The 12350-nt window shown below is 70.4% G+C and carries 15 protein-coding genes; 11 read left to right on the top strand and 4 right to left on the bottom strand.

Features of this window, described 5'->3' with window-relative positions:
• The first annotated feature begins 8 nt into the window (after positions 1 to 8).
• Together ACQP2O_RS09325 and ACQP2O_RS09330 are read left to right on the top strand one after the other, a co-directional pair.
• Entirely contained in the window at positions 9 to 254 is a 246-nt protein-coding gene (locus ACQP2O_RS09325; protein ID WP_433181808.1) for a hypothetical protein, read from the top strand.
• Between the two features lie 64 nt (positions 255 to 318).
• Positions 319 to 984: a helix-turn-helix transcriptional regulator gene (locus ACQP2O_RS09330; RefSeq protein WP_433181810.1), complete on the top strand. Its 666-nt coding sequence runs from the start codon at positions 319 to 321 to the stop codon at positions 982 to 984.
• A 140-nt stretch (positions 985 to 1124) separates the two neighbouring features.
• On the opposite strand, the gene ACQP2O_RS09335 is transcribed toward ACQP2O_RS09330, so the two are convergent.
• Positions 1125 to 2666: an FAD-dependent monooxygenase gene (locus tag ACQP2O_RS09335; RefSeq protein ID WP_433181812.1), complete on the bottom strand. Its 1542-nt coding sequence runs from the start codon at positions 2664 to 2666 to the stop codon at positions 1125 to 1127.
• Positions 2667 to 2748: 82 nt separating this feature from the next.
• Positions 2749 to 3390 carry a TetR/AcrR family transcriptional regulator gene (locus tag ACQP2O_RS09340; RefSeq protein WP_433181814.1) on the bottom strand — a complete coding sequence of 214 codons (642 nt, stop codon included), beginning with the start codon at positions 3388 to 3390 and terminating at the stop codon, positions 2749 to 2751.
• A 117-nt stretch (positions 3391 to 3507) separates the two neighbouring features.
• On the opposite strand from ACQP2O_RS09340, the gene ACQP2O_RS09345 reads away from it, so the two are divergent.
• Together ACQP2O_RS09345 and ACQP2O_RS09350 are read left to right on the top strand one after the other, a co-directional pair.
• Positions 3508 to 4287 carry an SDR family oxidoreductase gene (locus tag ACQP2O_RS09345; RefSeq protein WP_433181816.1) on the top strand — a complete coding sequence of 260 codons (780 nt, stop codon included), beginning with the start codon at positions 3508 to 3510 and terminating at the stop codon, positions 4285 to 4287.
• A gap of 16 nt (positions 4288 to 4303) precedes the next feature.
• Positions 4304 to 5356, top strand: coding sequence for an NAD(P)H-dependent amine dehydrogenase family protein (locus ACQP2O_RS09350; protein ID WP_433181818.1), 1053 nt, complete (start codon positions 4304 to 4306; stop codon positions 5354 to 5356).
• Positions 5357 to 5602: 246 nt separating this feature from the next.
• On the opposite strand, the gene ACQP2O_RS09355 is transcribed toward ACQP2O_RS09350, so the two are convergent.
• Entirely contained in the window at positions 5603 to 5950 is a 348-nt protein-coding gene (locus ACQP2O_RS09355) for a hypothetical protein (RefSeq protein WP_433181820.1), read from the bottom strand.
• Between ACQP2O_RS09355 and ACQP2O_RS09360 the strand changes: the two genes are divergently transcribed.
• Genes ACQP2O_RS09360 through ACQP2O_RS09370 form a run of 3 tightly spaced genes read left to right on the top strand, consistent with a single transcriptional unit; the run spans position 5949 to position 7746 of the window.
• Entirely contained in the window at positions 5949 to 6272 is a 324-nt protein-coding gene (locus ACQP2O_RS09360) for a hypothetical protein (RefSeq protein WP_433181822.1), read from the top strand. The genes ACQP2O_RS09355 and ACQP2O_RS09360 overlap by 2 nt on opposite strands.
• Complete coding sequence (locus ACQP2O_RS09365) at positions 6269 to 7207, top strand: hypothetical protein (protein WP_433181824.1); 939 nt, start codon at positions 6269 to 6271, stop codon at positions 7205 to 7207. Before ACQP2O_RS09360 ends, ACQP2O_RS09365 begins: the two co-directional genes overlap by 4 nt.
• On the top strand, positions 7204 to 7746 hold the full coding sequence (locus ACQP2O_RS09370) for a hypothetical protein (protein ID WP_433181826.1): 543 nt from the start codon (positions 7204 to 7206) through the stop codon (positions 7744 to 7746). Before ACQP2O_RS09365 ends, ACQP2O_RS09370 begins: the two co-directional genes overlap by 4 nt.
• Here the strand turns inward: ACQP2O_RS09370 and ACQP2O_RS09375 are convergent.
• The gene (locus ACQP2O_RS09375; protein ID WP_433181828.1) at positions 7712 to 8071 is read right to left on the bottom strand and encodes a YbaB/EbfC family nucleoid-associated protein; all 360 of its coding nucleotides are present in this window, start codon (positions 8069 to 8071) and stop codon (positions 7712 to 7714) included. The two genes, ACQP2O_RS09370 and ACQP2O_RS09375, sit on opposite strands and share 35 nt — an antisense overlap.
• Before the next feature lie 147 nt (positions 8072 to 8218).
• Here ACQP2O_RS09375 and ACQP2O_RS09380 point away from each other — a divergent pair, with 147 nt between their 5' ends.
• The 4 genes from ACQP2O_RS09380 to ACQP2O_RS09395 all read left to right on the top strand — a co-directional run bounded on the left by ACQP2O_RS09380 (position 8219) and on the right by ACQP2O_RS09395 (position 12350).
• A complete protein-coding gene (locus tag ACQP2O_RS09380) occupies positions 8219 to 9385 on the top strand; it encodes an FAD-dependent monooxygenase (protein WP_433181830.1) in 1167 nt (388 codons plus the stop codon).
• 139 nt (positions 9386 to 9524) lie between these two features.
• Complete coding sequence (locus tag ACQP2O_RS09385) at positions 9525 to 10085, top strand: EF-hand domain-containing protein (protein WP_433181831.1); 561 nt, start codon at positions 9525 to 9527, stop codon at positions 10083 to 10085.
• Positions 10086 to 10230: 145 nt separating this feature from the next.
• A complete protein-coding gene (locus ACQP2O_RS09390) occupies positions 10231 to 11244 on the top strand; it encodes an aminotransferase class I/II-fold pyridoxal phosphate-dependent enzyme (protein WP_433181832.1) in 1014 nt (337 codons plus the stop codon).
• The gene (locus tag ACQP2O_RS09395) at positions 11241 to 12350 is read left to right on the top strand and encodes a cupin domain-containing protein (RefSeq protein WP_433181834.1); all 1110 of its coding nucleotides are present in this window, start codon (positions 11241 to 11243) and stop codon (positions 12348 to 12350) included. The genes ACQP2O_RS09390 and ACQP2O_RS09395 overlap by 4 nt, the downstream gene beginning before the upstream one ends.

Genomic DNA, 12350 nt, shown 5'->3' on the forward strand with positions numbered 1-12350 from the left:
AACCTCCCTTGATCGAGGCGCGCGTCCCGGTGGGGAGTGGCTGCGCTCCGCCGACCGGTGTTCCCGGCGGCGGCCCTGCCGATGTTAAGTTTGGCCGCCTCTTATGTCATGGCCCAAAAGTGGAAGGCGGTCGTTCCCGTCGCGATCGGATCGCCGTCGTGGTGGCCGCCGTACCGGTGCCGCCGTCGGTACGGGAGCGGTTGAATTCCCAAAAGATCGTCAAGATTCTCGCCATGATCGTCGATGTGGGTTAACGTTGGTTGTTGATCAACTTGACCGGACATAGACCTGTCTTCCCGGTGCACCTTCGGGGGCGCGATGACGACACTGCCGGCTTGCGATGACAGTTTGGGCATCGACGATTTCCGTCGCATATTTCATGTGCTGGACAGCGTGGTCGAGGCGACCAGCGGTCCGGATCTCTGTGATCGGCTATTGGACTCTTTGGCGCGTCATTTCTCGTGGCCGCACGCCTTCGTGGTCGGGCGGTCGGACGGCCCCGTGGTGTGCGGCGAGGAGCCGGACGGCCGGCCGCGCGGCCGTTTCCCGCGCGCCTTCGTCGAGGAGTTCATCGCCCGCTGGCACCTGAAGAACACCTTCCCGCCGACCTCGGCGCCGCGAGGAGGTCAGGAAATGGTGAAAGTCCTCATCCCGGCGAGCCCGGTCGATCACGCGACACTGACCATTCCGTTCGCGGGCAGCCGCTATGCGGGGCACCGGGAAAGGCTGGTCTCATACCAACTCGGCCGATTGCTGATCCCCTCGCTCCGGCAGTATTTCTCTGGCGATTCCCGTGCTCTGGATCATGAGCCTCTCACTCAGCGTGAACTGCAGATCGCCGATCTCGTCGCCACGGGTCTGGCCAACCAGGAGATCGCCGAACATCTCCACGTGACGGTGGACACCGTAAAGAAGCACATCAGCAATGTGCTCCGGAAGACGAGGTGCACGAGCCGGACCCAGTTCGCCGTGCTCTGGCGGTGATCCCACCGCGGGACGCCGGGCCCGTACGGAGCGGGGAGCCCCCGCCCGGCGGGGGCTCCGGTACCCGTCCCACTACGGGCCTCCTCGAGGAAGATCATTTACTGACGGCGCCAGCGTAAGAAGCACTTCTCAGAGGCGTCTCAGAGTGTGAACCATCGCCGTACCGCCACCTGGAGACTCTCCACGTCCGTGTCGTCCGGACGGGACGAGGCCCAGGCGACGTAGCCGTCCGGCCGGAGCAGCAGCGCGGCGGCCGGCGGCTCGGGATCGTGCGGGCGCGCCGTGACGAGGTCGACCCGATCGCCCCACGGGGACAGCGCCCGTACGAGGGAGGCGTCCTCCGTCAGGTCCAGCAGGAGCGGCCGTGCGGTCCGGGTCAGCTCCGCCAGCCGGACCGTCCCCGTGTCGGTCCGCACCACGAGATCCGGCGCCCACCGCCCGACCAGGGGATGCGCGTCCGGTACCCCCATGTCGTACCGGATGTCCGCGCCCGCCATCAGGTCCGCGATGCGCTGCACGGTGCTCCGGTCGCGGAGCAACTCGGTGAACAGCTCGCGCAGCGCGGTCACCTCGCCGCCGGGCGCGATTAGCGCGGACTGCGCCTGCGTGTGCATGACCACGCGCTCGGCCACGGGGCGCCGCTCGGTCTCGTACGTGTCGAGCAGTCCGGGCGGGGCGTGCCCGAGGATCTCGGCGGCCAGCTTCCAGCCGAGGTTGACGGTGTCCTGCAGGCCGAGGTTGAGCCCGGGCCCGCCGATCGCGGAGTGCACGTGCGCGGCGTCGCCGACCAGGAAGACCCGCCGGTCGCGGAACCGCTCGGCCAGCCGCGTGTTGCCGCCCGTCAACCGCCGCAGCAGGTGGGGCCCGTCACCGTTCGGCGGGCTGAGCGGCATGTCGACGCCGAGCACCCGGCGGATGCTCTCCCGCATCTCCTCCAGGCTCATCGGCCGGTCGCCGTCTTCCGGCTCGCCCCACTCCATGGTGGTGACCAGCGGCTCCCGGCCCGGAAGCGGCGCGAAGGCGAACATGCCGCGCTCGGTGCGGTGGTGCATGATCAGGGGAATGACCCCGTAACCGGGGACGTCGAGCGTCCCGGCCGCGGGATCCACCCAGGCGGCCGGTGGGTGGGCGTTCACGGTACGGGAGACGGTGTCGTCCTTGGTGACGCCCGGGAAGTCGATGCCGCACCGCTTCCGCGTCACACTGTGCCCGCCGTCCGCGCCGACCAGGTAGCGGGTTCGGATCCGGTAGGAGCCGTCCGGGCCCGCGACGGTGGCGGTGACCGCGTCATCGTCCTGGTCCAGGTCGGCGAGCTCGTGTCCGTGCCGGATCTCCACCCCGAGCTCGACGGCGCGCTCGGCCAGGACCTGGGTGATGCGGGCCTGCGGCACCGGCAGTAGGGAGACCGGGTTGTCCTCCAGCATCGCCAGGTCCAGGCCCAGCGCGCCGAAGACGTACCCGGGGGCCGGCTGCGGTGGTTCCTTGCTCCCGCTGAGGCGCTCGTACAGGCCCCGGCGGTCGAGCATGCGCACGACCTGGCCGACCAGGCCGTTGGCGCGGGGCTCCCGGCTCGGCTCCGGCAGCCGCTCCAGCACGATCGGGTGTGCTCCGGCGAGGCTGAGCTCGCAGGCCAGCATGAGCCCGTTGGGCCCGGCGCCGGCGATGACGACATCGTTGATCATTGGGTTCTCCTCCCAGGTAAGAAGGCATGGCAAGATGGCCCGGCGGCTTCCGGAGCGCGCGGGGCTGGTACGGGGCTGAGGATCAGGGGACGGGCAGTCCGGCCCAGAGCCGGTCGAGCGCGTCGTTCAGGAGCGCGTCGACCGGGACCGTCGGATCGTCGGAGCGCAGCCAGTGGTCCATGGCGGCCGAGGCGGCCGCGCCGGTCGCGGCGGCGACGAGGGTGGGATAGAGGTCCCGGGTCACGTCCGTGCCGGTGCGCTCGGCGATCGCCTCGGCCAGCTCCTTCTGGACGATCAGGTTGGCCTTGAGGAACTCGCCCTGCACGTCCGGCTCGGTGACCATGAGGCGGATGCCCTTGACCCACTGGTCGAGCCACTCCCGGCTCCGCGGTGACCGGTCGGCTCCGGGCTCGGGCGCGAAGCGCGCCAGCACCGCGTGCCTGATCGCTTCGGGCAGGGGCTCGTCCGCCGGGCGGGCGCGCAGGTCGTCCGCGACGTACCGCATGCGGTCCACGTGCCGCGCGACGACCGCCTCGGCCTTGCTGGAGAAGTAGTTGCGGAAGGTGCGGACGGACACGTTCACCTCGGCGGCGATGTCCTCCACCGTCACGTCGTCCCACCCGCGTTCGACGCTCAGGCGGATCGTCGCCCAGCTCAGCGCGGACCGGGTCTCCTGCTTCTTGCGCTCCCGCAGCCCCAGGGGAGCCGTCTCATCGGCGGCCATGCCACCACCGTACCGGATCTTTCCGTACGGGAAAAGATGCCGATTCGGAAAGTTTGCCGATCCGGCATCGATTGGCGGACTATTGAAACGTGTTCTAGTTCTGCTTAGGCTCGCGTCGTGATCCTGGACCGTTTTCGCCTGACCGACCGGACCGCGATCGTCACGGGTGCCGGGCGCGGGATCGGCGCCGCGACCGCGGTGGCCCTCGCCCAGGCCGGCGCCGACGTCCTCATCTCCGCCCGCAGCGAGGACCAGCTCCGCAAGGTCGCCCGCGAGATCGAGGACGCCGGTCGGCGGGCCGTGGTCGTCCCCGCCGACCTGACCGACCTGACGGCCGCCGCCGGGCTGGCCGCCTCGGCGATGGACGCCTTCGGCCGGATCGACGTGGTCGTCAACAACGTCGGCGGCACGATGCCCCGCGCCTTCCTCGACACGACGGACGAGTTCCTGGCCGAAGCCTTCCACTTCAACGTCGGGATCGCGCACGCCCTCAACCGCGCGGCCGTGCCGCACATGACCGAGGGCTCGATCGTCAACATCTCCTCCGTGATGGGCCGCATCACCGGCCGCGGCTTCCTGGCCTACGGCACGACCAAGGCGGCCCTCGCGCACTACACCCGATTGGCGGCGCTCGACCTGGCGCCGCGCGTCCGCGTCAACGCCATCGCCGCCGGTTCGGTCGACACCTCCGCGCTGGAGATCGTGACGAGCGACGACGAGCTGCGGACGACCATGGAGAACAACACCCCGCTCCGGCGCATCGGCGACCCGGAGGAGATCGCCGCGACCGTGCTCTACCTGGCCTCGCCGGCGGGCGCGTTCGTCACCGGCCGCGTCCTCGAGGTCGACGGCGGCACCGACCGGCCGACCCTGGATCTCGGCCTCCCCGACCTGTGACCTGAGGAGTAGGCGCATGACCTATCGCGTGGTGCTGTGGGGCACCGGGAACGTCGGCCGCAACGCCCTGATCGGCATCACCGCGCGTCCCGACCTCGAACTCGCCGGCGTGTGGGTCTCCAACCCGGCCAAGGTCGGCCGCGACGCCGGGGAGCTCGCCGGCCTCGAGCCGCTGGGCGTCACCGCCACGAACGACGCCGACGCCGTCCTCGCGCTCCGCCCCGACTGCGTCGTCTACACCTCGATGGCCGACGTACGGCTCGCCGAGGCCCTCGACGACCTGCAGCGCATCCTCCGCGCGGGCGTGAACGTCGTCTCCAGCAGCCCGGTGTTCCTGCAGTTCCCCGACGAGGCGATGGGCTCGCCGATCCGGCAGGCCGCCCTCGACGGCGGCGCGTCGATCTTTGTGAACGGCGTCGACCCCGGCTTCGCCAACGACTGGCTCCCGCTGACCGTCACGAGCATCAGCGAGCGCATCACCGAGGTCCGCTGCCTGGAGATCCTCAACTACGCGACGTACGACCAGGCCACGGTGCTGTTCGACATCATGGGCTTCGGCGGTCCGATGGACGACCCGCCGATGCTGCTCCAGCCGGGCGTCCTGTCCCTCGCCTGGGGCAGCGTCGTACGCCAGCTCGCGGCCGGTCTCGACGTCGAGCTGGACGGCCTGGAGGAGTGGCACACGCGCCTGCCCGCTCCGGAGGCGTTCGACGTCGACGCGGGCCGGATCGAGAAGGGCACCGCCGCCGCGCTCCGCTTCGAGGTCCGCGGCATGCGCGGCGGGCGTCCGGTCATCGTGCTGGAGCACGTCACCCGCCTGCGCGACGACCTCGCCCCCGACTGGCCGCAGCCCGCGGGCAAGGGCTGCTACCGCGTCGAGGTGCGCGGCGAGCCGAACTACACCGTCGACCTACAGCTCCTCGGCAGCGACGGCGACCACAACACGGCCGGTCTCAAGGCCACCGCCATGCGCCTGGTGAACGCCGTCCCCGCCGTGGTGAAGGCACCCCCGGGATTGCTGACCGCACTCGATCTGCCTCTGATCACCGGCCGCGGCCTCGTCGCCTGAGCGCTTTGACACTCCGTCACGGCTCTTTCCATACATCGGACGTCGTGCGCTACGGCGAGTCGTGTCAGCAGTCGGCGTACGCCCTCGTCTTGAGTAACGCGCAGTCCACCGCCATCGGTTAACATCCGGGAAACTGCTACAAAATAGCGGCGAAACGACCGGCTCCCACCATCATTTGGGCCACCTGTCATCGCCGACCGCCCACGACCGGCCGATGTGGATCCGAGCCGGTCGCGGGGGGCCGCATCACTCACCGTCGAAGGGGAGCCGTCCGATGTCCACGTCACCCACCGAGAGCCCCGGGCCCGGTCCCACGCCTTCGGACACCGCGACTCCCACCCCCGCCCCGACCGGCTCACCGTCACCGACCGGGTCTCCCACGCCGACGCCGTCAACGTCTTCCGGCTCGCCCACCCCGAGCGCGACGCCGTCAACGCCTTCCGGTTCACCCACCCTGAGCCCGACGCCGTCGGCCACGCGGCCGGCGCCGACGTACGGGCCACCGGCGCCCATTCCGTCGTCCCCGAGCGCGCCGCCGGCTCCCGCACCGCAGCCGTCCCCGGCACCGGGTTCTCGGCCGTCCGCGCCGCCCATGGGACTCGATTCGGCCGAGCTCAAGCAGCAGGCCGGGAAGATCGCCAAAGAGGGCACCGACCTGGCGACCGACCTCAAGGGCTTCGTACAGGCACTGGAGGGCCTGGGGAACTTCTGGGGAGACGACGAGGCCGGCCGGACCTTCTACGACGGCGCCGAGGGAAAACCCGGCTACCACGTCCAGCACGACAGTGCTCTGGCCGACGCGCTCGCCGTCGTGACGGCCTACGAGAACATCGCCACGCGTCTGCAGCAGATGGCCGACAACAAAGACGCCGCCGAGTGGAACATCAAGGTCTCGCTCCCGAAGGTGCCTGAATGACCGTCGAAGAGATCCTCTGGTGGATCGGCGGCGTGGAAATGCCGAAGGGCGATTCCGCGAAAGCGCGGCAGGCCGCCGTCATCTGGGGGCAGATCGCCGATCGTCTCGAGTCGAGCATCAGGACCACCGGTCCGATGGCCACGGACATCTCGACGCACAATTCCGGCCACGGAATAGACGAATTCACGAAGTTCTGGACGCAGGAGTTCGGGCCGTACCCGCATGAGCTCGCCGCGTACTGCCGCCGAATCCAGACGGTGTGCAACGGCTACGCCGACGCGGTGGACAAGATGAGGTTCTGGCTCACCGTCCTCGCCATCCAGACCTACCTCAACATCCTGTTCACGATCGCCTACGGGTGGATCACCGGGTGGGCGGGCACGCTGGCGGAGCTGGCGGTCATCCGCAACAGGGCGGCCTTTCAAGCGGTGGCGCAGCGGACACTGTTCCAGAAGATCATGATCAAGCTCCTCGAATACCTGATCGACAGCATCGGCTACGCGGCGGGGCAGCAACTCCTGCAGCTGGGCACCTTCGGTGTCGTGGACCTCTTCGCGGACTATGACGACGACGCCAAGAAGATCATCGGTTATGACCCGTACTCACTGAAGACGAACGGTGTGCAGTTCGTGCAGGCCGTCGGCGCGAACTTCGCCTTCGACGGCGCCGCCGACCTGACCGTCGGCGCTGCCGGCAAGGTGGGCCCGCTGGGCCGGTTCATGTCGAGCGGAGCGGGGCAGCGGGTGGTGAGGTTCGGCGGACGGATGGTCGGCTCGAACGTCTACACGGTGGTCGGCAACATGGAACAGGGCAAGCAGCCCGACGAGTGGTTGCCGACCTGGCAGCAGGAGGTCGACAAGCTGATCATTCACGGCGCTCGCATCGCGAAGAACCCCGCGAAGGGGCCGATCGGGTCCGGCAGGACCGGGCCGTGAGTCGTGGGCCGGACCGGCCGGATGACGGCGGTCGCGGTGCGGCGCCGGGGAGTGTCCGCACCGTCCCCCGCGCGGTCGGCGCCGTCGCCCTGGCCGGCGGCGTCGTCCTGCTGGCGGCGGCGGGGTGGTTCGGCGTCTGGACGGTACGCACGACGGGCGGCCCGTGGGGCAGCCCTGGCAGGGCGGGGACGCTGACCGTCGCGCGGTGCCGGATTCCGCATCCGTCCGGTGGGGACGCGCCCACGATGACGTGCGCGGGGACGTTCGCCCCCGATGGCGGCGGATCCCCCGTCCCCGGCGTAACGGCGCGGCTGGACTCTGTGCGTGCCTGGGCGCCCGGCGAGCGGATCCGGGTGCGGCTGCGGCCGAACGCCCGAACGGCCTACCGCCCCGGGAGCCGCGACTGGATCTCGAACGCCTTCGTCTTCCTCCTCCTCGTCTTCTTCGCGCTGGTCGCGATCCACGTCGGTCGTGGATCGCTCCGCGGTCGTCGTCCCGGAGCGGTCAGCGAGCGTCGGGAGGGGCGTTCATCCGGATGAAGTCCGCCATGATCTCATCCGCGGCGAAGTCCGGCATCAGCGACTGAACCCGCCGGGACATCTCCTCCGCGAGGATGTCGGAGGCGTTGTTGACCATCTCCGTGATCCGCTCGGCGAGCGTTCCGAGGTCGAGCCGTTTGGCGCGCGGGTCGAACCGCAGTTCCCGGATGCGGCCGGGCGGTCCCACGGTCATGCTGACGAGTCCGTCCTCGCTCTCCACCTGAACCGAGAGGTCCTGAAGAGCCTCCTGGACGCGGGACGCGTCACGGACACGTGACTGCAGGTCACGCATCGTTTCCTCGAACAGCTGCCGTCCGAACTCCATGCGAGGATTTTACGGTTATTGGCGTAAAAGTCGGAAATGCGAAACCGGATGTTAACGCCGGCCTCCGGGATCGGGCCCGTGCCCCGCCCGATGCGGCTCGATGAGCGATCATGGAGCCGTGCGTGCCGCGGGAGACGGGATACGGGGATGACATCGGTTCTGATCGTCGGCGGGGGTATCGGCGGGCCGGCGGCAGCGCTCGCGCTCGACAAGGCCGGGTTCGAGGTCACCGTGTACGAGGCGCATCCGGACGCCGACGCGGACATCGGCGCGTTCCTGACGCTCGCGAGCAACGGGATGCTCGCGCTCGCACAGGTCGACGCCGCGCGCCCGGTGGCCGAGGCCGGGTTCCCGCTCACCACGTTGCGCCTGGTCGACGCCACGGGCGCCGAGGTCGCCGTCCGGCCGATGGGGGATCACGGCGCTCCGCTGACCCGGTACCGCTGCCTGCTCCGCGCGGAGCTCTGCGCGGCGCTGCGGTCGGAGGTGCTGCGCAGGGGCATCCCGATCCGGCACGGGAAGCGGCTGATCTCCGCCGCCGAGGACGAAACCGGAGTCGCGGCGCGATTCGACGACGGCGACACCGCCCACGGCGATCTCCTGGTCGGCGCGGACGGGCTGAACTCCACCGTACGGCGGCTGATCGATCCCGCCGCGGCTCCCCGGCGCTACGCCGGCCAGCGCGTCTTCTACGGGTACGCGGCCCACACGCCGCGCTCGGCACGGCCGGAGACGTTCGAGATGGTCCGGGGCAGCACGGCGGCGTTCGGCTACGGCGTGTCGCCGGCCGGAGAGACGTACTGGTTCGCCCGCGTCACCGATGAGGAACTGCCCACCGAGGCGATCGAGGCGGGCACGGCCGAGCGGTGGAAGCAGGAGCTCGTCCCGCTGCTGCGGCCCGACGCCACGCCCGCCGCGGACATCGTCGCCGCGACCGGCGACCGCCTCATGGCGACCAACGCGTACGACCTCCCGGCCGTCGGACGGTGGCACACCCGCCGGATGCTCATCATCGGAGACGCCGCCCACGCCGCCTCCCCGGCGACGGGCCAGGGCGCGTCGATGGCGCTCGAGGACGCGGTCGTCCTCGCCAAGGCACTGCGCGACACGGACACGACGGACACGGCACTGGAGACGTACGAACGCCTGCGCCGGCCACGCACCGACGAGAACATCGCCGCCAGCGCCCGCATGACCGCCACCCGAACGCCGCCGCGCGCCGAGAGCCCGCGTCAGGGTTCTCGCCCGCCCGCGGCCCACGCCGATGACGACCTGACGCGCCTGCTCGACTGGAACACCGGCCTCCCCATCTGAGTCGACGGCCTTCCCGCGGTATCGAAATTACCTAATGTGATCACAAGATGACCGAAGGTGGTCACTACTGCCATGGGGCCTTCTCTGTGCATATTACGTACTGTAGTTTGACGATCACACACAGAGATCAGGAGGGCGCATGCACCGTGAGTCCGCGCAGGTGAATCCGGGCGTATTGGAACGGCTCCGGCTGCGGTTCCGCATGCTCGACCGGGACGGCGACGGCTACCTGGAGGAGGAGGACTTCGACCAACTCGCCGCCGAGGTGCTCGGCGCGATGGGCGAGCCGACGGAGTCGGCGAAGGGGCGGGCGGTCGTGGCCGGGCACCGCCGCTTCTGGGAGGGCCTGCGCGCCACGCTCGACGCGGACGGCGACGGCCGGATCAGCCCGGACGAGTACGTCGCCAGGCTGGGCGACCCGGGCGAGGCCGAACGGAACACGGCGGATTACGCGAGATCGCTGGCCGCGCTGGCCGACCGCGACGACGACGGGTTCATCACCCTGGACGACTTCCTCACCATCATGACCGCGATCGGATTCGCGAGGCCCAACAGCGCGACGCTCTTCCAGAAGCTGGACGAATCGGGCGACGGTCGGGTTCCGGTCGAGCGCTGGGCCGCGACGATCATGGACTACTACCGGGCGGAAGGGACCGACGTCCCCATTCACGTCCTGACCGCGCCGGTCGCCGATGCCTGATCCGGCCGGATCGGCGCCGACGAACTCGACCTGCCCCGGAGCCCCCGCCGCGGCTCGCCGGGCAGGCGTCCGGCCCGCCCGGCAGGCGATCAGATCGTTACGGCCGTCGTTCCTGTTCGAGTCTCGTCCCGAGGACGAGGGGCTGGTGAACCTCAAGGACAACGAGAACCCGTTCGCTGGCCCACATCGGCGGTACCCCGACAACACCCACCACCGGCTGATCGAGCTGTACGCCGCCGCCCTCCCCATCGTGGAGGGCGGCGGCCCCGGGGAACGCCCGGCCGACGGCCGGTGCCCGGGCCGGGAGACCATCCTGTTGACGCGCGGCGCCGGCGACGCCCTCGACCTGCTGTTCCGCACATTCTTCGAACCACGCGCGGACGCGGTGGCGGTCACGCCGCCGTCCTTCGCGCTGTTCGACGAGCTGGCCACCGTGCATGAGATCGGCCGCGTGCCGATACCGCTCACCGGCGTCGCGTACGACCGGCTCGACGTGGCGGCGTTGGCTCGATCGGGGGTCGCCGGGGTGTTCCTCTGCGACCCCGGAAACCCGGCGGGGACGTCGCTGTGTCCGGGCGAGGTCGAGCGGCTGCTCGCCACGTTCGACGGTCTGGTCATCGTGGATGAGGCGTATGTGGAGTACGCCGGCCGTCCCTCCCACCGTCATCTCATTCCCGGCCATCCGAACCTTGTCGTCGTCCGATCCATGTCCAAGGCGCTCGGCCTGGCCGCGTTACGGCTGGGCGCGGTGTTCGCGCAGCCGGGGATCGTGTCGGCGTTGCGGCGAGCCCGCCTGCCCTTCGTGCTCCCGACGCCGGTCCTGGCCGAAGCGGCCGCGGCGTTGGCCGACCCGCATGGCCTGCGCCGGGGCATCGACCTGTTCATCGCCGAACGCGACCGGCTGGCCGCCGGGCTGAGCCGCTGCCCAGGGCTCACCGTCGTCGGTGCCGCGGCCGGGTTCGTGACCGTACGGACCGAACGCCCGGCCGCTCAGGTCGCGGCCCGGTTGCGCGCCGCGGGGCTGGCCACCCTGCCCGATCCGATGGGGTGGCCCGGCCGTCTGCGTGTCTCGGTAGGAACTCCGGCCGGCAACGACCGGCTTCTCGCCGCCCTCGCCGAGGACGGCGACAACCCCCAGGAAAGAAGAGGACCGTCATGACCACCTCGCCGACGGCGGCACCAGGCGCCCTGACGACCGTGACCACCGTGACCCGGGAGGAGATCCGGCCCATCACGTCCGTCACGGTCGACGGCACGACGCACCGGCTCGGCCAGCAGCGCGACTTCCGGCGCCACCCCGCCCTGTCGGCGTTCCTCCCCGAGACCGGGCGGCCGTCCTTCGCCTGGGTACGGCTCCGCGACGGCGAGGAACTGGCGGTGCACCAACATCCGACGAGCTCGATGATCCTCGTGTGCCGGGGAACGGTCCGACTGCTCGGCGACACGGAGCGGTCCCTCGCCGAAGGTGACGTGGTGTGCGTGCCGCCCGGGTGCCTCCACGGGTTCCGGACCGACCCGGGCGAGGAGTTCCACGGTCTGTCCGTGCAGTTCGCGGGCGCGGGTCTGTACGAGGACGAGCGGGCACCCCGGGTCTCCTTCGGCACGGCTGCGGCGCCCGGCGGTGACTCTCGCGACCAGGAGACCCTCGCCGGCCTGGAACGGCTCAACGGCGCACTGGCCGAGCGGCATACCCGCAACTCCCTGTTCGGCCTGCTGCGCGGCGGCCGGCTGCGGGACGACCCGCAGATGCGCGCCCGTTTCGTGGCCGCGCTGTACGTATGGTCGTGCCACTTCCAGCGCATGCTGCACGCCCGGCAGGCCGTGTGCGTCGATCCGGCCCTACAGGACGAGTACGAGACGCACCTGAGAGACGAGTACGGCCACGACCGGTTGCTGCGCGACCACTACCGCGTCACCGCCGAGGTCGACGACCCGATCCTCGAGGCCGCCTGCACATGGTTCGTGGCGCAGATGTACCAGCTGGACGAGGCGCAGAAGGTCGTCCTGGTGCACATGGTCGTCGAGACCAGCGGTCACCTGTTCGGGGCGGCCGCCGCCGACATTCATGGACCGGACGCCGGCGAGGACGACTTCTTCGCCCTGCACGCCGTCGCGGACGACGACCACCGTCGGATCGGGCGGCACCGGCTGGCCGACCTGCCTCCCTCGGAGTTCCCTCGGCTCCGGGCGATCTGCCGGCAGGCATGGGACCAGATCGACCTCATCCACGAACGCATCGCGGACTGGACCCTCGAAGGGCGCTGA

It is taken from the genome of Actinoallomurus sp. CA-150999 (assembly GCF_050942425.1).
Lineage (GTDB): Bacteria > Actinomycetota > Actinomycetes > Streptosporangiales > Streptosporangiaceae > Actinoallomurus.